The organism is Pedobacter sp. UC225_65, from assembly GCF_042698365.1.
Lineage (GTDB): Bacteria > Bacteroidota > Bacteroidia > Sphingobacteriales > Sphingobacteriaceae > Pedobacter.
On sequence record NZ_CP170550.1, the window covers coordinates 3,054,535 to 3,074,411 of the forward strand.

Below are 19,877 nucleotides of genomic sequence, written 5' to 3' on the forward strand. Positions count from 1 at the left end.
AGTCATTAGATTGAACTTTTTCTGTTGATTGATATTGCCTCAAATGTGATAAAACTATGCTTCTTGAGTGCTTGACAATGCTGGTTCTAGGTCTCTTCTATTGACCATACATGCTTTGTAAAGTATAAATAACCAGATCAAGAAGAAGGGTACGCTCATAATGGTGAACAAAAATGGGTACGCTGTTGATACTTTTGGAAACAAAAGCAAAGGGAAATTACATGTCAGCACAATGGTGATCCATAACAACCAGATTTTCCATTGTTTCTTCTCTCCTAACACATACCATATCCCTACGGCAGGTACTGCAATAATGTAGGTGCAATCTTCTGTGCCTGTACTAAACAATACCGGAAACATAAGCGTAGAGGCCAATATCAATACCTGAAAGACCTCTTTCTGATAGGCCTTGAAGTTGAGGTAAGGCAGCCCAAACAAAGCCATCCCTGCAATCAAGAATACCGTATTTGGTAAGTTATGGTTAACATAAATACTTCTGATAAAACCCATGATGGAGATATCTAGGTTATTCTGAACAATATTGCTCGCATTTTTATGGATCAAGGAAACTGTCCACTCTTTATAAGAATTGAGGATAAAATCAGGAGAAGAAAACAACATGGGTAATGTGAAGAAGATTGCCGACCACAACAGCAGATAGGCAATGAACCTCTTTTTGTCTTTTACAAAAAAGAAAAATGCCAAACCAACAATGCCATAAAGTTTAATGAACGTACCTAAAGCAATAAACATAGCCGACCAAAAACCTTTGTTCTTATTTAAAAGCGTATAACTAAGGATAATAAATGCACCAGATGCCGGATTAAACTGCTGACTAAGCGTAGCTGAGGCGATACATGGAATGGCCACAAAAAATAGAGGGAGTTTATCCTTGATCGGAATGGTCTCTATGGCCTTGAACAGCACAATGGTATTGAACAGATTCCAAGCCATGAAACCCAACGCATTGGGCAATGCCGCAAAAGGCATAAAAAAGACACTAAAAATTGGTCCATAATGGTTGGCATCAAAATGATAGGCTGGATAACCCGCATAAAAAGAAGTCTGATTGATCAGGTTTCTACACGTATTTTCAAATATCAGATAGTTGTTATATCTATGGGTAATCAAGGACTGGATTACACAAAAAACAGCGATCAACAACCATATCGCAAAGGCGAGTCTTTTTTTCTGATCGTAGGTCTGAAAAGAAAAAAAATTGGGAAACAATTCTAGGATCTTACTTCTTTCATTTGTATCAAAAATAATACAATGTGTCGGCTTTCAAAATTATTTTAAAAAAATATTGCTTTTGCGTCTTGCCTTGAGGAATTTGCATAAAAAAGCCTCCAATAAACTAGTTTAAGGAGGCTTTTGATATAAGTTATTATTTTAATTTACCTAATGCTGCTGCAATTCTAGGCATCATATTTTTGATATCGGCCAATGAACAGCCGCCAATTGATGCTCTGAACCAAGGCATATTGTCTTCATTGCCAAAGGCAGAGAAAGGTACAAGTGCTACCTGCGCTTCTTTGATCAAATAGAAGTTTACATCCGCACTGTTTTTTAATAAATCTCCAGCTGGTGTAGTTTTACCAATATAATCGATTTTTAAGGTCAAATAGATGGCGCCCATTGGCACAACTGCATCTACATTAAATCCTTGGGCTTTTAATTGTTGAAAGCCATTGTACAACTCATCTAAACTTGCTTGTACTTGCGCTTTAAAACCTGTTAAAAAGGTATCTACTTGCGTTTTATCCTTAAAGTAATCGGCTACTGCCACTTGCTCTGCCTTTGGTGCCCAAGCACCAATGTGGCCTAAAAGTGATTTCATTTTACCAATGATATGCTCTGGCCCAAATGCCCAACCTACCCTTACGCCAGTAGAGGCTAAACATTTAGAAATCCCATCAATATAGATCACATGATCTTTCAATTCTGGGCGTAGGCTTACAGGATTTACATGTGCTTTGCCAAAGGTAAGCAACGAGTAGATCTGATCATACATGATGTACAAAGGTTTTTCATCGGCTTGGCGCGACTTATTCTCCTCAATTACAATGTCACAGATCTCTGCCAATTGCTGCTCTGTAAACATGGTCCCTGTAGGATTGAGCGGGGAACACAATGCCAATAAAGTTGCCCCTTTTAAATGTGGTTTCAATTGAGCCGCAGTAGGCATAAAATTATTCTCAACCGTTGTTTCAACTGCAACTCCATTTGCCGACGAAAGGTGGCAATAATGGTTGTTGTTCCAAGATGGTGCCGGATAGATTACCTTATCCCCTGGATCAATCAATGCCAGGTAGGTAGCATAAGATCAAAGGACGTGAACCACCTGCAACCAAAATATCCTTCACTGTATAATCCAACTGATAACGGTCTTTCAATACATCGGTAATGGTTTCGCGTAAGGCCAAAATCCCATCTGCTGGTGGATAATTGGTATGTCCTTCTTGATAGGCTTTTACGATTGCTTCTTCTAAGGCGTCAGGAATTGGGAAAATGGATGGATCAAAATCTCCAATGGTTAAATTGGCTATTTGTGCACCCTTTCGCTTCATTTCGTTAACCTCGTTGCCGATCTTGATAATTTCTGAGCCGATAAGTGTGTTTGCTAATACAGATACATTCATTTTGGTATAGGTTTTATGTATAATATTTAGGCTAATAAGTTAGCTATAGCCTGGTTTGTTCTCTCAAATTGAAATTGGGCCAATACTTTGTTCATCATGGCTTCAATTTCTGGGTTGCATAGGTTACCGATGCTTCCTTCGTGGGTATGTTTAACTGTTTTATTGGGTGCAAAAGTACCATTCTCGATGGTCTCACCTACCATCTTATAGGCTTCTCTAAACGGAACACCACTCAAGGCCAATTCGTTAACTACATCTACGCTAAACAGGTAATCGTATTTTTTATCGTCCAAGATATTGTCTTTTACCTTGATATTTTGTAACATAAAGGTGGTCATTTCCAAACATTCATTCAATGAGGTAATTGCAGGGAAAAGATTCTCTTTTTAGCAACTGAAGATCACGATGGTAACCTGATGGCAGATTTGTAGTCATCATCGCAATTTCATTAGGCAAGGCCTGGATCTTATTGCAACGTGAACGGATCAGTTCAAAAACATCTGGATTCTTTTTATGCGGCATAATGCTCGAACCTGTGGTAAGCTCGTCAGGGAAACTGATAAACCCAAAGTTCTGGTTAATGAACAAGCAAACATCCATCGCCATTTTGGCCAATGTTGCCGCTACCGACGACATCGCTTGGCCCAAGATACCTTTCGGTTTTGCCCCTACCCATCTGTGCATAGACCACATTGTAGTTCAACTGTTCGAAACCTAGCAATTTTGTAGTCAATGTTCTATTTAAAGGAAAAGATGAACCGTATCCTGCTGCCGAACCTAAAGGATTCTTATTGCATACTTTATAGGCAGCCAACATCATCTCCATATCATCAGCCAAGCTTTCGGCATAAGCACCGAACCATAGCCCAAAAGAAGAGGGCATGGCAATCTGTAAATGGGTATAGCCTGGTAATAGCTTATCTTGGTGTGTATTACTTAAGTTGATCAGTTGGGTAAACAAAGTAGAGGTATTTTCTACCATTTCTTGAATACAAGCCCTGAAATAGAGCTTCAGGTCTACCAATACTTGATCATTACGCGAGCGACCGCTATGGATTTTCTTTCCAGCTTCGCCAATGCGTTGTGTCAACAACCACTCAACCTGCGAGTGTACGTCTTCTACACTATCATCAATGGTAAATTGGCCTGCTGCAATCTCTGCATAAATGATCTTTAAAGCAGCTTTGACTTCTGTCAATTCCGCTTCACTTAACAAATTGATGGTCGCCAACATTTCTACATGTGCCAAAGACCCTAAAACATCAAAAGCGGCCATCTGTAGGTCCAGTTCCCTGTCTTTGCCAACGGTAAATGCTTCAATGCCTTTATTTACTTCAATGTTTTTTTGCCAGATCTTCATTTTTAGATAATGCTATCGCGATAAGTACTTAAAATAATTGCAAAAGTACAAATAATACGCAAGAATAGGGAATGAAGAGATTTCAAGCACACAAATGCAACATAATTGCAAATAATTAAACGTCCTATAAAAGAATTTCATATATAAATATTATTTTAGCAGAAACAAATCCTTAGACATGAAGAATTTAAAATTAATCTTACTCGTTTTTGCAATTTCATTTGTTGGAAAAACGTATGCGCAACAAAAGCCTGCGCTAACCTGGAAAGATGTCTCCAAGTGGACATTTAACCGGGGCAATGCTTTATCGCCAGATGGCCAATGGATGGCTTGGGCAAGTGGACCAACCGAAGGTGATTTGAAGATGACCATTCGTAAGACATTGGATACCCTTAGCTATTCTTATCCAATAGGTGCCAACGCAAGCGGTCTATCTTTTTCTAAAGATTCTAAATATGCTGCCTTTAAAGTTTCCGCAAAAGATGCAGAAGCTAAAGCTGCAAGAAAAGCAAATAAGCCTTTATATGATAAATTATTGTTGGTTTCTTTGGCCGACAACAAACAAACTACGTTTGAAAAAGTAAGAACCTTTAGTTTTTCTGGCGATTCTCCATCATGGATTGCCATCCAGTTTATGGCGCCAGAAGGGGCACCAAAAGACCCAACTGCGGCAAAAGGTACCGATGTGTTATTATACAACCTCGTTACCAAAAAGAGCTTCAACCTGGGTAATGTAGCTGAGTTTTCGTTTAACAAAGCTGGTGATCAATTCGCCTATACGGTTGATGCAAACGGCCAGAATGGAAATGGCATCTTTTTAAGAGACATGAAAACTGGCATCACTACAGCATTAGATAATGATAAAGCGACTTACAAAAGCATCAACTGGAACGAAGTAGGCAATGCTTTTGCTTTATTGAAATCTAACAAAGATGAAAAATACAAGGATGATGTTTTCAGCATCATTGGCATCAGCAAAATCAATGGCGACCTTACCAACAAAGTTGTTTATAACGGCATTGAAGATTCTACTTTCCCGAAAGGAATGGGGATCAATACCAATGCTGGTCCTTATTGGTCTGATGACCAAACTACCTTATTTTTCGGTATCAATACATTGACCAAAAAAGAAGATAAAAAACCAGAAGGAAAAACCGACAGCTTGGCCAAAGCCAAACCAGAGCCTAAAAAAGAAGATATCGAGAAACCAGATATGATCATCTGGAACTGGCAAGACAAAAGATTACAGTCTGCGCAACAGACTCAAGAGATGAGAGACAAGAGCTTTAACTATACGAGTTCTTATCGCGTTGCAGATAAAAAATTCACTCAGTTGGCAGATAGCAATATGCGTTCTGTAAGCATTGCACCTAAGCAATTGTATGCTATCGGTTACGACAATACCAATTATGAGTTGATGGGCAACCTAGATGGACAGAGTTATACAGATGTTTACCTGATCGATCTAAAAACTGGTAACAAGAAACGTTTATTCGAAAAAATGTATGCCACCAATGGTGGTCGTTTGGCACTAGCACCAAATGGTAAACTAGCCAGCTATTATGTAGATGGCGTATTTTATAGCATCAACTTAGAAACTGGTCAGACCGCTAACTTAACAGGAAATATCAAGGCTTCTTTTGTAGATGCATTGGATGACCATAATGTAAGCAAACCTGCTACACAAAACTTAGGCTGGTCTTCTGATTCTAAATATGCCTTGATCAAAGACAACTACGATCTATGGAAAATTTCTGCTGATGGCAAAAGTGTGGTTTCGCTTTCTGACAACTGGAAAAGCAAAAAATCTGAGGTGGCTGGCCGTTTACGTATCTACCAAGACGAAAAAGGTACAGACTTAACCAAAGATCAGTACTTTAGCGTATTTAACGACTATGATAAAAAAGGTGGTATCGGTATTTTACCTGCTGGGAAAAACAAGATCGATATCTTATTTATGGACGACAACAGCTACGGCAGCTTTGCAAAGGCTGAAACCGGAAAAGTTTTTGTGTATACCAAAAGCAATTACCAAGAATCGCCTTCATTTTATGCAAGTACAAGTAGCGACTTAGCTGCACCTAAAAAAGTAAATTCGAACACGCCAGACCAGGCTAAATATGCATGGACATCTGGTGTGAAGCTGATCAACTATGTAAGTACCAATGGCGATAGCCTACAAGCTGCTTTGTACCTGCCAGCTAATTATGTACAAGGAAAATCGTATCCAACGATTACCTACATCTATGAGCGTTTAACAGATGGGCTGAACAATTATACCATGCCTGGTTTCCCTGGTGGTGGCTTTAACAAAGCCATGTACTTGAGTAATGGTTATGCTGTTTTAGAACCAGATATCAAATACAAATTGAACGACCCAGGTATGTCGGCAGTTGCTTGTGTGGTGCCTGCGGTTAAAGCAGCCATTGCAACAGGTATTGTTGACGAGAAAAATGTAGCTATCCATGGCCACTCTTGGGGAGGTTACCAAACTTCTTTCTTGATTGACCCAAACCAATATCTTTAAAGCTGCTGCTGCTGGTGCACCATTAACCAATATGATCAGTATGTATAGTTTGATCTATTGGAACAGCGGGGGTACAAACCAAGCTATTTTCGAAGCTAGCCAAGGCAGGTTAACCCCAGGTTACTGGGATAACTGGGATGCTTTTGCCCGCAACTCTCCGGTCTACCACATTAAAAAGGTACAAACACCATTGTTATTATTGCACAATGATAAAGATGGGGCTGTAGATTTTACGCAAGGTATCGAGTACTATAATGGTTTAAGAAGATTGAACAAACCAGTAGTAATGATCACTTATCGTGGCGAAAACCATGGTATTGCCAAATTACCAAACCGTAAAGATTACGCGGTAAGGATGATGGAGTACTTTGATTACATGTTAAAAGGTAAACCTGCTCCAGAGTGGTGGAGTAAGGGTGTAAACCGATTGGATATGGAAAAACACTTAGAAATCAGAGCTTTTGAGGAAGCTGAAGAAAACTAAAATAAAAAAAGCGGGCCAATTGGCCCGCTTTTTTTTATTTACATTTTCACACTTGAAATAAAAGGTGCTTTTTTGATATACTTTTGATCAGTTAATTGTTTGATTAAAAAAAGTGCCAAGTCTGTAGCACTGATCTGATCTCCAGGACAGTCTTCCAAATCAATCTTTATCTCATTTATCGTGTCGGTTTGCTCAATCATGGGCAACCTTACCAAGGTCCAATCTATATCGCTTTCTACTAGTGTTTCATACTCCACCTGTTTATCGGCAGTAGTCAGCGGATAGTTGGTTTTCATCCAATCTGTCCCGAATTTCGTCTTTGGGCTTTTTTGATCAAATGGGGTATCTACATTCAAGCCTGTAATCAGTATATACCGATGCATTTGATATTCGTGCATTACCTGTATGATGTTTCTGGTTACTTGACTAAAAACAGAAGGTTCGCCAACGGGTTGCCCCACTGCACTGATTATGGCCTGGCAATCTTTAAGGAGTTGTCTAATTGCAAGCAGGTCCCGTGCATCTCCCTTAACAATCTCTATTAAGGGGCTACTGATCTGGAATTTTTCGGGATAGCGAAGTAAGGTCTTGATGGAAAAGCCTTGGGCCAATAGATTTTTAACAATGTATTTACCTGCTTTTCCGGTGCCGCCGATTACGGCAACTTTGATATATGGGGTCATTTTTTTCTTTATAAAAATTTAGCAATATGAATTTCTTCGGTTCATCAGATCGATGAAACCGTTATGCAGAAATGGATATTTCTGCCTTGATAAATATTTTATAAAGAGATTTTAATAAGCGAATATAGCAAACGAATTGTAAAATCTACCAATTGGCTTTCAATTCTTGCCATTCTGTTTTAAGGATGCTATAAAAAACGGTATTTCTGATAAATCCGTCATTGATTTTCATGTGTTCGCGAAGTGTACCTTCGTACTTTGCACCAATCTTCTCCATTGCTCTACGCGATTGTAGGTTTCGCTCGTCTGCTTTGAGTTCGATACGGTTGAGGCCCAAGGTTTCAAATCCGTATTGAAAGATTTCGTATTTCATTGCTCTATTTATTCCAGTGCCCTGAAAATCTTTACCAATCCAAGTCCAACCAATCTGCCCGCGCTCATCTTTCCAACTGATTTCTGCCAAACGGGTACATCCTGCTACCTTTCCGGTCTTTGCTTCGATAATTACCCAAACTGCAGCCGTACCCGCTTCTCTATCGTGAATGGCACTTTCAATATATTTTCTCAGCTCACCAGGCTCACTAAGGTCTTTTAGGCCGTATACCCACAACGCTTTTTCTTGTGCAATTGGCCACAAAGCTTCTTCATCACTGAGTGCCAATGGCCTTAAGATCACCTTCTCATTCTGAAGGATAACTTTTAGCTTATTTTCCATTGATTACAGGTTTTAACATATTGATGTACCCTTCAACACCTTCAGCAATCTCGCGAACATAAATAAACTCATCGGCCATGTGCGATCGACCAGAAAAACCTGGCCCAACTTTTACCGAAGGAATACTTAATAAAGCTTGGTCTGAGGTTGTTGGCGAGCCATAGGTTATCCTGCCCAGGGCAACACCTGCCTGCACCAGAGGATGGTTCTTATCAATTGATGATGGTTTTAAACGAATAGATCGTGGTTGTACATCACAATCTACATTTGCACGGATAATTTCCAATACTTCCTCGTTGGTATAAGAATCTGTTACACGCACATCTACAGTAAAAGTACAAGTAGCTGGTACTACGTTATGTTGCGATCCTGCATTGATAATGGTCACCGTCATCTTCAATGGTCCAAAAACCTCTGATACTTTAGGAAATTGATAGTTCCTAAACCATTCTATGGCTGTTAAAGCTTTATAAATAGCATTCTCTCCCTCTTCTCTAGCGGCATGCCCTGCTTTGCCATGCGCTGTGCAATCTAAAACTAATAAACCTCGTTCTGCAATAGCCAGATGCATCTCTGTGGGTTCGCCTACAATCCCAAATTCTAGTTCTCCCAGATCTGGCAATACCAATTCCAGTCCATTGTTTCCAGAGATCTCTTCTTCTGCTGTTGCGGCTAAACAGATGTTATATTTTAGCTCGCTTTGCGGATAAAAATATAAAAAGGTGCCGATCAAAGCAACCAGACAACCACCAGCATCATTGCTACCCAGACCAAACAACTTATCTCCTTCTATGGCCGCATCATAAGGATTGCGGGTATAACCAGAGTTTGGTTTTACAGTGTCGTGGTGCGAATTTAAAAGCAATGTAGGTTTAGCTGGGTCAAAGTATTTGTTATATGCCCAAACATTGTTCAGTTTACGGTGTATCTGTACGCCACGCTCTTCTAAAAATTGTGCAATCAGATCAGCAGTTTGATCTTCTTCTTTGCTAAAAGACTGGATCTGGATCAGTTGCTGTAATAGATCCAGGATTTCTTTTTTTATTTTTTCTAACATAGTATCAAGTAGTGAGTATCAAGTTCAAGACCAAACGAGCTAAACCCTTCGCCTTAAACCTTACGCCTTTATCCTTCTTTAGTGTACAAATTGCCAGCTTTTAAGGCCGAAAGTTTGATGCCTTTAATCAATGACGAACTAAAGCCATTGTGCTCCATTTCATTCAAACCTGCAATGGTACAACCTTTCGGCGAAGTTACTTTATCTATTTCTGATTCTGGATGTGTTCCGTGTAATAAAAGTAGGTCTGCTGCACCTTTTGCAGTTTGCACGGCCATTTTCAAGGCTTCGTCTGCATGGAAACCGATTTCTACACCACCTTGGGAGGCCGCTCTGATTGCCCTTAAAAAGAAGGCGATACCACAGGCACATAGCGCAGTTGCTGAGGTCATCAGGTCTTCGTTGATCTTCACCACCGAACCCACAGTTTCAAACATCCGGGTGATGTCAGCAAGATTTGCGGCAGATGCATTATCGCTGGCAATGCAGGTCATAGACTGACCAATTGCAATCGCTGTATTGGGCATAGCTCTGATGACTTCTACATCATTCCCAAGCTTGTCTTTTACCGCAGCACAACTTACGCCTGAGATTACAGAAATAACCAAGTGTTTAGCAGCAACTATTGAGGTATTGATTTCATCCAACACAGCATTGAGTTGTTGTGGCAGTACGGCCAAAATTACAATATCTGCGGCCTCTACCGAAGCTTTATTGTTGTTGCTAATGTTAAAACCAGCTTCTTGATAGGCTTTGAGATGATCAATGTTTCGACGGGTAAGCGTAATGTCAGCAGCCTGTGCAAAATCAGCTTTCACTAGGCCTTTGGCTAATGATAAACCGATATTTCCACTTCCGATAATGGTTATTTTTTTCATCGTTTAGATTATTGTAAAATGCCTAGGCATCCTGTGGTTTATTTTTTTGAAAAGCAATGGCAGTTCTGCTTAAAATTTAGTCTTGCCCGCCTACCGCAGGCAGGCTTTCCGCTTTACTTCTCGCTCGTCGCTACCAGGTAAATTGACTTCTTTTCTCGCTAAATGTAAAAATCTTTCGCCTTTTAGCTTTCTCTACTTCAGCATTTTTGTGCCAAAAGTACCGTCTTTTAGTTCCGATAGTTCATCTGCTTTACCAATGTATACGCTGGCCACTCCTTTTTTGATGGCCTCGAAGGCATTGTGTAGTTTCGAGTGATCCCGCCTGCTACAGTGCCATCTGCCTTTAACCCTTCAAACTCATCGGCTCTGATCTCTCGCACTACAGAATCGTCATTGGTCACGTCTCTCAATACACCTTTTTTCTCAAAACAATATACCAATCGTGTTTCGTATAAGGAAGACATGGCAACAGCGATAGCAGAGGCAATGGTATCTGCATTGGTATTTAACAATTGTGTTTGCCCATCGTGTGTAATGGCACACATTACGGGAACCAAACCTGCTTTTAATAAGCTATTTAAAGTATTTATGCTTACAGAAGTTTCATCTAGATCCCCTACATAACCATAATCTATTGGATCTATAGGTCTTTTTTTAGCTTTGATCACATTCCCGTCTGCACCAGTCAATCCAATGGCATTGGCTCCCTTGGCTTGCAATTGAGCCACCATGTTCTTGTTGATCAAGCCCGCATAAACCATGGTTACAATGCGTAAAGTTTCAATATCGGTAATCCTTCTGCCTTCAACCATTTTAGCTTCAATACCCAGCGATTCGCCGAGTTCTGTTGCAATTTTGCCACCACCATGCACTAAAATCTTGTCTCCAGGCAATGCCGTAAAGTCTAATAAAAACTGATGCAGGTTTTCAGAATTATCAATTACATTTCCGCCTATTTTGACAATGGTTAGTTGTTTCATGTTTAAGATATTTTATGTTGATCAACTCCAAGGTTCGTATGTTCACGAACCTTGGAGCTACAATTTTTCTAACATCGCTTTCAATACGGCCTGTGCAGACCAAAGGCGATTTCCTGCTTCGTGGACAACAATTGAATTTGGCCCATCCAAAATCTCTGATGACAGTTCTAGATCACGACGAACGGGCAAACAGTGCATCACTTTTGCATCGTTGGTCAATTTAAGCTTTTCATTGTTCATCATCCACCCATCGGGATAGGTCAAAACCTTGCCGTATTCTTTATAACTGCTCCAGTTTTTAACATAGATATAATCTGCACCATTTAGGGCAGTTTCAAGGTTGTATTCAATTTTTGCCCCCGGCGTAAAGTCTTCTGAAAGTTCATACCCCTCTGGTTGTGCAATGGTAAAATCTAACATCCCTTCTTGCTGTGCCTTACACATCCATTCGGCAAAAGAATTAGGAACGGCTTGTGGCAATGCTTTTACATGCGGTGCCCAAGCCAATACAACTTTTGGTCTGGTTCCATCTGATTTTTTGCTCCAGGTTTCGTGGATGGTAATGATATCTGCAAAACTTTGTAAAGGGTGTCTGGTGGCACTTTCTAAACTTACTACCGGTACTGCACAATATTTAACAAATTTATTGAAGAAATCTTCGCTATAATCCTCTTCACGATTGTTCAGTTTTGGGAAAGAACGTAAGCCTAAAATATCGCAGTATTGTCCCATCACCGCAGCGGCTTCTCGGATATGTTCTACCGTTGTACCATTCATTACTACGCCATCCTGAGTTTCTAGTGCCCAGCCTTCTTTATCCATATTCATCACCATTACATTCATCCCCAAATTAAGCGCTGCCTTTTGTGTACTTAATCGGGTGCGGAGACTTGGATTCATAAAAACCAAACCTAAGGTTTTGTTTTTACCTAAACTTTGAAATGCATAAGGGTTTGCCTTTAATGCCAATGCATCATTTACAAATTGTTTGATGTTTGGAACATCGTGTACGGAGGTGAAAAGTTTCATTTTTTTTGCCTAAAGTTTAAAGAGAAGAATTAATCTTCATTTAAAATTCTATTCCTTTCATCATTACAGGGAAGGGAAGTACTCTCTGCAATGATAACTATTGTATTTGAAGATGCTTCGACAAGCTCAGCATGACAGTTTTTATATCTCTATTTTACCAATTTCCCAAACGCAACTAAAAACTCATCAGCATGTGCCTTTGTTAAATTTAGGGCAGGTAATAAACGGATCACATTGGGTTTGGCCTCACCGGTAAAGATGTGGTGTGTAAACAACAGCTCTTTTTTAACATGGGCCAATTCTTCTGGCAGTTCAATGCCGATCATCAAGCCACGACCACGAACTTCTACAACCTGCTCGAATTTCTTCAGTTCAGTAATCAAGTAATCGCCAATTTCTTCGGCATTTTTCATCAGGTTTTCTTGTTCCATGATTTCCAGGACAGCTAATGCAGCAGCACAGGCCAAATGGTTACCTCCGAAAGTGGTACCCAACTCGCCATGCCATGGTTTAAATTTTGGTGCGATTGAAATTCCTGCTACTGGGAACCCGTTGCCCATGCCTTTGGCCATGGTGTAAACATCTGCTTCAACGCCTGCATAATCGTGCGAGTAGAACAAACCTGTACGCCCGTAGCCACATTGAACTGAGTCGGCAATATAAACTGCATTATACTCATCACAAAGTGAACGGATCTTTTGCAAGAAACTTTTAGAAGCCTCCTTAATTCCGCCCACACCTTGAATACCTTCAATAATTACTGCAGCAATTTCGTCACCTTGTGCTTTAAAGGTTTCTTCTAAAGCCACTTCATTGTTGTGGGGCAAGAAAATTACGTTGCTATTTTCATTTACAGGTGCAACAATCTTCGGGTTATCTGTTACGGCAACGGCCAATGAGGTACGTCCGTGAAATGCTCCTTTAAAAGCAATCACTTTCTTTCTGCCATTATAAAACGAAGCCAGTTTCAATGCATTTTCATTGGCTTCGGCGCCCGAATTACATAAGAACAGTTGGAAATCCTTTTTACCAGAAACCTGCCCCAGTTTTTCGGCAAGTTGGACCTGTAAAGGAATTTTAACAGAGTTAGAGTAAAAACCAACTTTGTTCAATTGGTCTGTTAAACGACTTACATAGTGCGGATTGGTATGTCCAATCGAGATTACGGCATGACCGCCATATAAATCTAAATATTGTTGTCCATTGGCATCCCAAACATTACTGCCTGCTGCTTTGGTTATTTCTATATCATTAAGTGGGTAAACGTCGAATAATTGCATAATTGTTAAGTTATAAGTTGTACGTTTTAAGTTATAGGTCCAGTTGCTTATTTACTTCTTACTTTTCCTATCAAGGAAATCAGCATGGCCTTCACTTCATTAATATCATTTGAAAGGATTGAAAATTGTTCTTCAGACAGGTAATTTAAATCTTTTGATAAAATCAAAAAGTATTCGGTCTCATTAGCTGACCCTAAAGAAATATTTAAATAATTTGCTAAATCCAATTGGGTATTCTTACCACAGCCTTCAGCAATATTAGCAGGTATAGAGGCCGAAGCCCGCCGAAGTTGGTTTGTTAAACTATATACTTCTTCTTTAGGAAATTTTGCACTAGCTTGGTATATACTAAGTGTAATTAGATGTGCTTTCTGCCATACTTTTAACTCTTTAAAATTCTGCATACACTTATAACGTATTACTTAAAACTTTTTACTCTAAAACCCTATCCCCTTCAAGCTCAATCCTGCTTTTTCTTCAAGTCCAAACATTAAGTTCATATTTTGGACTGCTTGTCCGCTGGCACCTTTTAATAGGTTGTCGATAATGCTGATGACAAATAATTTATTGCCATGCTTTTCTACATGTACCAGCGCTTTATTGGTATTGACTACCTGTTTCAGATCGATGTTTTTCCGACTTACATGGGTAAAGGGATGTTCGCTATAATATTCTTCGTAAATGGTTTGTGCTTCTTCCAAAGTCAAATCACTTTCGGTGTACATGGCTGCTAAAATCCCTCTGGTAAAATCGCCACGTTGTGGGATGAAGTTCAGGGCCTGATCAAGTGCTGGTTGCAACTGCAGTAGGCTTTCTCCAATTTCATTGAGGTGTTGATGGTCAAATGCTTTGTAGATCGACAAGTTGTTGTTTCTCCAGCTGAAATGTGAGGTAGCAGACAAACTTTGTCCCGCCCCAGTTGAACCTGTTGTGGCATTGATGTGCACTTCAGATTTAATCAGTCCTTTAGCCGCTAACGGCAATAGACCCAATTGGATACAGGTAGCAAAACAACCTGGATTGGCAATGTTAGCAGCTGTTTTTATCGCTTCTCGGTTAAGCTCTGGCAAACCATACACAAAATCTTTATTCTTTAGTCCTGAGTCAGCAGTACTAAAATGAGCATTTGCATGAAGTCTGAAATCTTGGGATAAGTCGATGATTTTAATTTGTTCATCAATCGGGTTGGCTGCTAAAAACTTTTTTGCATCGCCATGGCCAACACATAAAAACAATACATCGATATTTTGGGAAATGTCGCTTACAAATTTCAGGTCGGTATCTCCAATTAGATCGGTATGCACATCAGAAATCAGGTTTCCGGCATTACTTGTACTGTTTACAAAAGCAATCTCCACATTTGGATGATTAACCAAAATACGTAACATCTCGCCACCTGTGTAGCCAGCACCACCAATTATCCCTGCTTTAATCTTATTCATCTTTATGAGTTTACTGGTATTTTATAAAGAAAAAATTCTTTGTCTTCTTCTTGTTTTACAAATCCTATGGCTTCATACAAACTTTGTGCGGTATAATTATCAACGGCGGTTTCCAATTGCACAAAACTTGAGCCCTGTTTCTTGGCAAAATCCATTGCTGTTCTGATCAGCTTTTCTCCTATGCCTTGTTTACGATAGTTGGCATCAACATACAAATCATTCAAGATCCAATTTTTAGTCAATCTAGCCGACGAATATTTAGGATAAAGCTGCGTAAAAGCAACAGGCTGATCATCATCCATCGCTACAAAAATGATCGATTCATTATTTTCCAAGCGGGCCTGGATAAATGCTTGTGCCATTCCAATATCCGATAACTGTTTATAGAATATTCGATATTGGTTAAATAGCCCAACTACGAGCTTGGCCTCTGCCAAATTGATCTGTTTAATGCTGATGTTATTCATAATCTATTCTATCATGTTCAGTAGATGGATAAGAGAAAAGGATAAACTCTAGATCTTCAATACTGTTATTCATGATCTGATGTTTGTTCCCTGCTTTGATCTGCAGTCCCTTATTGGCGTCAACCATAACCGTTTCTCCTTCGATCAAAAATGTAGCCTGTCCTTTCAATATGTAGAAAAACTGTTCGGCATGTACATGAAGGTGTAGTTTTTCAGCAGTTTGGGCAGGCATTAATTCTTGCTTAATTGCTACTTCAGGTTTGCTGATCAAATTCCAACCATCACAATTATTGCCCCATTTGTAATGGTTCAAACAATTTTCTTTTGAAAGGATTTCTACCATTTTTTAATTTTTTTTTATCCTTCGACAAGTTCAGGATGACAAATCTTAAGAAGATGCTTCTTCGTTTACTTTATGCCAGATCATTACCTGGTTACCAAATATCTTAGAGAAACCTTTCACATCTTCACCACTCCAAGCATTGTTCATCTCGCCATAACTGCCAAATTTATTGCTCATCAGGTCGTGGTCTGATTCTATTCCAATAATGTGGAAACGGTAAGGCAATAACTCTACAAATACTTTACCGCTCACCATTTTTTGGCTATCGGTTAAAAAGGCTTCGATGTTTCTCATGATCGGATCATGGAACTGACCTTCGTGCAACCAATTTCCGTAGAAAGACGACAATTGCTCTTTCCAGCTCAACTGCCATTTGGTTAAGGTATGTTTCTCTAAAGTATGGTGTGCTTTGATCGTGATGATTGGTGCCGCTGCTTCGAAACCCACACGACCTTTGATACCGATAATGGTATCGCCTACGTGGATATCTCTACCAATACCAAAAGGCTGGGCAATGGTCTGTAGTTTTTGGATGGCATTAACTGGATCTAATTTTTCTCCATCGATACCTACCAATTCACCTTTTTCAAAGGTCAATTCAATTTTACGTTGCTCCGTTTCCGAAACCTGGGTTGGCCAAGCACTTTCTGGTAAAGTTTCGTTCGAGGTTAAGGTTTCTTTACCGCCAACAGAAGTTCCCCAAAGGCCTTTATTGATAGAATATCTTGCTTTTTCTGCGCTGTATTCAACCCCATGTTTAGCCAAATATTCTATTTCCGCTTCGCGTGACAATTTGAGATCTCTGATTGGTGTAATGATCTCTACTCCAGGAATAAGGATGTTGAAGATCATGTCAAAACGCACCTGATCATTCCCTGCTCCTGTACTGCCATGTGCTACATAATCTGCACCGATCTTTTTTACATAATTGGCAATGGCAGTAGCCTGGCTTACACGTTCGGCGCTTACCGAAAGCGGGTAGGTTGCATTTTTCAATACATTTCCAAATATCAGATATTTGATACAGCCATTGTAATAGTTTTCCGTTTCGTCTACTACAGCATGAGATGCTACACCTAAAGCATAAGCACGTTTCTCTATTTCTTGTAATTCTTCGTCAGAAAAGCCACCAGTATTTACAATTACAGAGTGAACTTCCAATCCACGGTCTTCAGCCAAATGGATACAACAAAATGAGGTATCTAATCCTCCGCTAAAAGCTAAAACAACTTTCTTCTTCATGCTATTTAAATAAAAGGGTAAACAATAATAAAACGGATTTTAATCCAGATTTTGGTTTCAATACCAATCTTTGCTTGATGCGCATGAAACGCTCGTACAAACCCGGTTTTTTCTGTAATTCTTCTGCAAAGACTTTCGCCGCTTCGTGTTTTTTCTCTGCAGGATCGTACAACATCGCCGTACACATGCAGTTTTTGCGTTCTTTCATCTTTAAGACTCAAAATTCACGCAGCTCTGGCAGCCTTTCCAAAAATCTTCGTCCTGTGTCAATTCAGAATAGGTAACGGGTTCATAACCGAGGTCGGAGTTGATCTTCATTACCGCTAAACCTGTAGTTAGGCCAAATATCTTTGCTTTAGGGTACAAGGTTCTGGAAAGCTTAAATATCGCCTCCTTAATGGCATGTGCCAAACCTGCTTTTCTATATTTGGGGCTTACGATCAACCCAGAATTGGCTACAAACTGACCATGGCTCCAGGTTTCTATATAACAGAAACCTGCCCATGTACCATCTTGATGAAAAGCGATAACGGCTTTTCCTTCCTCCATTTTACCTGCAACATAGGCTGGAGAACGTTTAGCGATACCTGTTCCTCGTGCTTTTGCGGATTCGAGCATTTCATCACAAATTTCTTCTGCAAAGACACGATGTTCAGGAAGTGCAACCTGCACTATAAAATCGTTTATATTCATTAATTATCTAACGAAAATTTAAGGTATTCTTGTTAATTGGGTTTTTAGAGAGGATCAATTCCTCATTGGCATTAGTATGAAGTACTAAATACGCGGCGTATAGTTTTGCCGGTTCGTGGTGATATAAAATACGGGTCGCAAGCGGTCAATAAACAGACTATTAGCAGCAATATTCTTTGCTTCTAAAATAGAAAGTTTATGGATGATGTGTTTACTCATTTTTTTGCTTGCCAACCAGGATTAAATTAGTTGAGGCGCAAAGGTTTAAATAATAATTGAGTTGTGCAATAAGAATCTGATTTTTTTACATTTTTTTAGCGTTTCCTTAATGCTGAAGACCAATCTGTTGAAGCGTTATCTTCCAAATCTAAAAAAATGGCTTAGCAGATCGGTTTCGCCTTTGATCATTCCTATAACCATATCTGCACCAATTGTAGAAAATGTAATGCCATTGCCTCCAAACCCTAGACAGAAATAACTGTTCGGAAATTTAGGATGTGTGCCGATATAAGGTAAGCCATCTTTGGTCTCTCCAAATGTACCACACCAACTAAAATCTTCAATAAAGGTAGTTTCTGGCAAGAATTTTTGAAAAGTCTTTACCAGTTTTTCTAGTTTTCTATTTAATAAAGCATCTCGTTTCAATGCATTTTTAAAGTCTTCATCTTCTCCACCTACCAAGTACCGGTGATCTGCTGTAGTCCGCAGGTATAAATAAGGACTATCTGTGTTCCAGAATAAAGTATCGGAAACCGCTTTGTTCAATTCTTTCATCCTTTCGCTTACGATGGCATAGGTGCTTTTCAGTTTCACTACTTTATCTGGCAACATTTGTTGTGTTTCATAGCCTGTACAGTAGATGATCTTTTTGGCTGCAATTGATGCTCCAGTTTGCGTCGTAACGACAACCTGGTCTTGCTTGTATTTTGTTTTGACCAATTCTGTTTTATCAAAAACCTGAAGTCCTTTTTGTGTATTGTGGTGAAGGAGGTCGTGCGTAAAACAGAAAGCATCTATACTTGCACCATCTGCAGATAATATTCCGCCTTCGGCAATCAGACCATAAGTTTTTTTGATTTGGCTTTTGTCTAGCCATTGTACATCAAATCCTTTTGCCTTTCGGGTTTCAAATTCTATTTTTAACCAGTTGAGGTCTTTAGATTTCCCAGCAAAATAGAGCGACTTTTTGCTTTCGAAGCCACATTGTGATTTGATCTCATCTACCAATTGCCTGATCCGACCGATCGAATCTCTACAGGCTTTGTAACTTGCAACTGCTCCTTCTTCACCGATCATTTTGATCAATTGATATAGAGGTATATCTATTTCATATTGCAACATCGAAGTTGTAGCAGAAGTACTGCCATTGGCGATTTCTCTTTTATCGATCAATACGGTATTGAAACCATTTTGGATAGCTGCATGTGCCATTAATGCACCCGTAATTCCTCCGCCTACAATTAAAACATCACAGTTGATGTCTGTTCTTAACGATGGATAAGATTGTAGGATACCATTTTTTACCAACCAATACGGTTCATTTGACCTGATGTTCATAGCATTAATTTTACACCTAACAGTTTGTACAGAATTATGTTTGATTTCTGTACATCATCCCTTACTTTTTTGTCAAAAATGCTGTTTATGGGCAATCCAGTTGCTGAACCATAGCTTATTTAGAATTATTCAAAATAATTTGGATGTTAATTTTTTGCGTCGTTAATTTGCAGCTGTTTAGAATAAGTCCAAATAAGAATAACGATATGAAAATACAGCTACACTTAAAATTTATACTTCTTTTTATGCTTTTTGCAAGGTTTGCGCAGGCACAACAACATGCCAGCATCAAAGGCAAGATCACGACAGTAGATGGTCAACCCGCAGCTTATGTAAACATAGGCTTGAAAGATAAAAATCAAGGCACAACAACCAATGATAAAGGCGAGTACAACCTCCCAAGAGTAAAACCTGGCACCTACACCCTTACCGCTAGCGCTGTAGGATCAATACACAAGAAAAAAACATTACGGTTGTAGCCGGACAGACACTGGAAAT

General features: G+C 39.5%; 18 protein-coding genes and 3 pseudogenes. 3 read left to right on the forward strand and 18 right to left on the reverse strand.

Annotated elements, in window-relative coordinates:
- Positions 1 to 54: 54 nt before the first annotated feature.
- The 4 genes and pseudogenes from ACFJIZ_RS16000 to argH form a co-directional block, all read right to left on the reverse strand.
- The gene (locus ACFJIZ_RS16000) at positions 55 to 1,230 is read right to left on the reverse strand and encodes a glycosyltransferase family 87 protein (RefSeq protein ID WP_379086144.1); all 1,176 of its coding nucleotides are present in this window, start codon (positions 1,228 to 1,230) and stop codon (positions 55 to 57) included.
- Positions 1,231 to 1,387: 157 nt separating this feature from the next.
- Positions 1,388 to 2,305 (reverse strand): pyridoxal phosphate-dependent aminotransferase, encoded by a 918-nt coding sequence (locus ACFJIZ_RS16005; RefSeq protein WP_379086147.1) that lies wholly within the window; start codon positions 2,303 to 2,305, stop codon positions 1,388 to 1,390.
- Positions 2,298 to 2,642: an aminotransferase class I/II-fold pyridoxal phosphate-dependent enzyme gene (locus ACFJIZ_RS16010; protein ID WP_379086150.1), complete on the reverse strand. Its 345-nt coding sequence runs from the start codon at positions 2,640 to 2,642 to the stop codon at positions 2,298 to 2,300. Before ACFJIZ_RS16010 ends, ACFJIZ_RS16005 begins: the two co-directional genes overlap by 8 nt.
- Positions 2,643 to 2,668: 26 nt before the next feature.
- Positions 2,669 to 4,002 (reverse strand): annotated as a pseudogene (gene argH / locus ACFJIZ_RS16015) (argininosuccinate lyase).
- A gap of 178 nt (positions 4,003 to 4,180) precedes the next feature.
- Between argH and ACFJIZ_RS16020 the strand changes: the two are divergent.
- Both ACFJIZ_RS16020 and ACFJIZ_RS16025 read left to right on the forward strand, forming a co-directional pair.
- On the forward strand, positions 4,181 to 6,529 hold the full coding sequence (locus tag ACFJIZ_RS16020) for a hypothetical protein (RefSeq protein ID WP_379086153.1): 2,349 nt from the start codon (positions 4,181 to 4,183) through the stop codon (positions 6,527 to 6,529).
- Complete coding sequence (locus ACFJIZ_RS16025; RefSeq protein ID WP_379086156.1) at positions 6,507 to 7,013, forward strand: alpha/beta hydrolase family protein; 507 nt, start codon at positions 6,507 to 6,509, stop codon at positions 7,011 to 7,013. Before ACFJIZ_RS16020 ends, ACFJIZ_RS16025 begins: the two co-directional genes overlap by 23 nt.
- Before the next feature lie 38 nt (positions 7,014 to 7,051).
- On the opposite strand, the gene ACFJIZ_RS16030 is transcribed toward ACFJIZ_RS16025, so the two are convergent.
- From ACFJIZ_RS16030 to ACFJIZ_RS16095, 14 genes and pseudogenes are all read right to left on the reverse strand, one after another.
- Entirely contained in the window at positions 7,052 to 7,696 is a 645-nt protein-coding gene (locus tag ACFJIZ_RS16030) for an NAD(P)-dependent oxidoreductase (RefSeq protein WP_379086159.1), read from the reverse strand.
- Between the two features lie 145 nt (positions 7,697 to 7,841).
- The gene (locus ACFJIZ_RS16035; protein WP_379086162.1) at positions 7,842 to 8,411 is read right to left on the reverse strand and encodes a GNAT family N-acetyltransferase; all 570 of its coding nucleotides are present in this window, start codon (positions 8,409 to 8,411) and stop codon (positions 7,842 to 7,844) included.
- Entirely contained in the window at positions 8,401 to 9,468 is a 1,068-nt protein-coding gene (locus tag ACFJIZ_RS16040; protein ID WP_379086165.1) for a M20 family metallo-hydrolase, read from the reverse strand. The genes ACFJIZ_RS16035 and ACFJIZ_RS16040 overlap by 11 nt, the downstream gene beginning before the upstream one ends.
- A 68-nt stretch (positions 9,469 to 9,536) precedes the next feature.
- On the reverse strand, positions 9,537 to 10,346 hold the full coding sequence (gene proC / locus ACFJIZ_RS16045; protein WP_379086168.1) for a pyrroline-5-carboxylate reductase: 810 nt from the start codon (positions 10,344 to 10,346) through the stop codon (positions 9,537 to 9,539).
- Positions 10,347 to 10,538: 192 nt separating this feature from the next.
- Positions 10,539 to 11,326: pseudogene (gene argB, locus ACFJIZ_RS16050) on the reverse strand (acetylglutamate kinase).
- A 57-nt stretch (positions 11,327 to 11,383) separates the two neighbouring features.
- Positions 11,384 to 12,355: an acetylornithine carbamoyltransferase gene (locus ACFJIZ_RS16055; RefSeq protein ID WP_379086171.1), complete on the reverse strand. Its 972-nt coding sequence runs from the start codon at positions 12,353 to 12,355 to the stop codon at positions 11,384 to 11,386.
- Positions 12,356 to 12,504: 149 nt separating this feature from the next.
- Positions 12,505 to 13,635: an aspartate aminotransferase family protein gene (locus tag ACFJIZ_RS16060; protein ID WP_379086174.1), complete on the reverse strand. Its 1,131-nt coding sequence runs from the start codon at positions 13,633 to 13,635 to the stop codon at positions 12,505 to 12,507.
- Between the two features lie 47 nt (positions 13,636 to 13,682).
- Complete coding sequence (locus ACFJIZ_RS16065; protein ID WP_379086177.1) at positions 13,683 to 14,039, reverse strand: four helix bundle protein; 357 nt, start codon at positions 14,037 to 14,039, stop codon at positions 13,683 to 13,685.
- A 33-nt stretch (positions 14,040 to 14,072) separates the two neighbouring features.
- On the reverse strand, positions 14,073 to 15,077 hold the full coding sequence (gene argC / locus ACFJIZ_RS16070; RefSeq protein ID WP_379086180.1) for an N-acetyl-gamma-glutamyl-phosphate reductase: 1,005 nt from the start codon (positions 15,075 to 15,077) through the stop codon (positions 14,073 to 14,075).
- 2 nt (positions 15,078 to 15,079) lie between these two features.
- On the reverse strand, positions 15,080 to 15,544 hold the full coding sequence (locus ACFJIZ_RS16075) for a GNAT family N-acetyltransferase (protein WP_379086182.1): 465 nt from the start codon (positions 15,542 to 15,544) through the stop codon (positions 15,080 to 15,082).
- Positions 15,537 to 15,887, reverse strand: coding sequence for a cupin domain-containing protein (locus tag ACFJIZ_RS16080; protein ID WP_379086185.1), 351 nt, complete (start codon positions 15,885 to 15,887; stop codon positions 15,537 to 15,539). Before ACFJIZ_RS16080 ends, ACFJIZ_RS16075 begins: the two co-directional genes overlap by 8 nt.
- 45 nt (positions 15,888 to 15,932) lie before the next feature.
- On the reverse strand, positions 15,933 to 17,129 hold the full coding sequence (gene argG / locus ACFJIZ_RS16085; protein ID WP_379086188.1) for an argininosuccinate synthase: 1,197 nt from the start codon (positions 17,127 to 17,129) through the stop codon (positions 15,933 to 15,935).
- A 1-nt stretch (position 17,130) separates the two neighbouring features.
- Positions 17,131 to 17,822, reverse strand: a pseudogene (locus tag ACFJIZ_RS16090) (GNAT family N-acetyltransferase).
- Between the two features lie 354 nt (positions 17,823 to 18,176).
- Positions 18,177 to 19,379, reverse strand: coding sequence for an NAD(P)/FAD-dependent oxidoreductase (locus ACFJIZ_RS16095; protein ID WP_379086191.1), 1,203 nt, complete (start codon positions 19,377 to 19,379; stop codon positions 18,177 to 18,179).
- 206 nt (positions 19,380 to 19,585) lie between these two features.
- On the opposite strand from ACFJIZ_RS16095, the gene ACFJIZ_RS16100 reads away from it, so the two are divergent.
- The gene (locus tag ACFJIZ_RS16100) at positions 19,586 to 19,858 is read left to right on the forward strand and encodes a carboxypeptidase regulatory-like domain-containing protein (protein ID WP_379086194.1); all 273 of its coding nucleotides are present in this window, start codon (positions 19,586 to 19,588) and stop codon (positions 19,856 to 19,858) included.
- Positions 19,859 to 19,877: the final 19 nt, after the last annotated feature.

Bases quoted from the DNA above. Each gene is read 5' to 3' on its own strand.
- ACFJIZ_RS16095 (WP_379086191.1), bottom strand. From the start codon at position 19,379: ATGAACATCAGGTCAAATGAACCGTATTGGTTGGTAAAAAATGGTATC.
- ACFJIZ_RS16040 (WP_379086165.1), bottom strand. From the start codon at position 9,468: ATGTTAGAAAAAATAAAAAAAGAAATCCTGGATCTATTACAGCAACTG.
- ACFJIZ_RS16010 (WP_379086150.1), bottom strand. From the start codon at position 2,642: ATGAATGTATCTGTATTAGCAAACACACTTATCGGCTCAGAAATTATC.
- ACFJIZ_RS16020 (WP_379086153.1), top strand. From the start codon at position 4,181: ATGAAGAATTTAAAATTAATCTTACTCGTTTTTGCAATTTCATTTGTT.
- ACFJIZ_RS16065 (WP_379086177.1), bottom strand. From the start codon at position 14,039: ATGCAGAATTTTAAAGAGTTAAAAGTATGGCAGAAAGCACATCTAATT.
- ACFJIZ_RS16080 (WP_379086185.1), bottom strand. From the start codon at position 15,887: ATGGTAGAAATCCTTTCAAAAGAAAATTGTTTGAACCATTACAAATGG.
- argG (WP_379086188.1), bottom strand. From the start codon at position 17,129: ATGAAGAAGAAAGTTGTTTTAGCTTTTAGCGGAGGATTAGATACCTCA.
- ACFJIZ_RS16035 (WP_379086162.1), bottom strand. From the start codon at position 8,411: ATGGAAAATAAGCTAAAAGTTATCCTTCAGAATGAGAAGGTGATCTTA.
- ACFJIZ_RS16055 (WP_379086171.1), bottom strand. From the start codon at position 12,355: ATGAAACTTTTCACCTCCGTACACGATGTTCCAAACATCAAACAATTT.
- ACFJIZ_RS16075 (WP_379086182.1), bottom strand. From the start codon at position 15,544: ATGAATAACATCAGCATTAAACAGATCAATTTGGCAGAGGCCAAGCTC.
- proC (WP_379086168.1), bottom strand. From the start codon at position 10,346: ATGAAAAAAATAACCATTATCGGAAGTGGAAATATCGGTTTATCATTA.
- ACFJIZ_RS16100 (WP_379086194.1), top strand. From the start codon at position 19,586: ATGAAAATACAGCTACACTTAAAATTTATACTTCTTTTTATGCTTTTT.
- ACFJIZ_RS16030 (WP_379086159.1), bottom strand. From the start codon at position 7,696: ATGACCCCATATATCAAAGTTGCCGTAATCGGCGGCACCGGAAAAGCA.
- argC (WP_379086180.1), bottom strand. From the start codon at position 15,077: ATGAATAAGATTAAAGCAGGGATAATTGGTGGTGCTGGCTACACAGGT.
- ACFJIZ_RS16060 (WP_379086174.1), bottom strand. From the start codon at position 13,635: ATGCAATTATTCGACGTTTACCCACTTAATGATATAGAAATAACCAAA.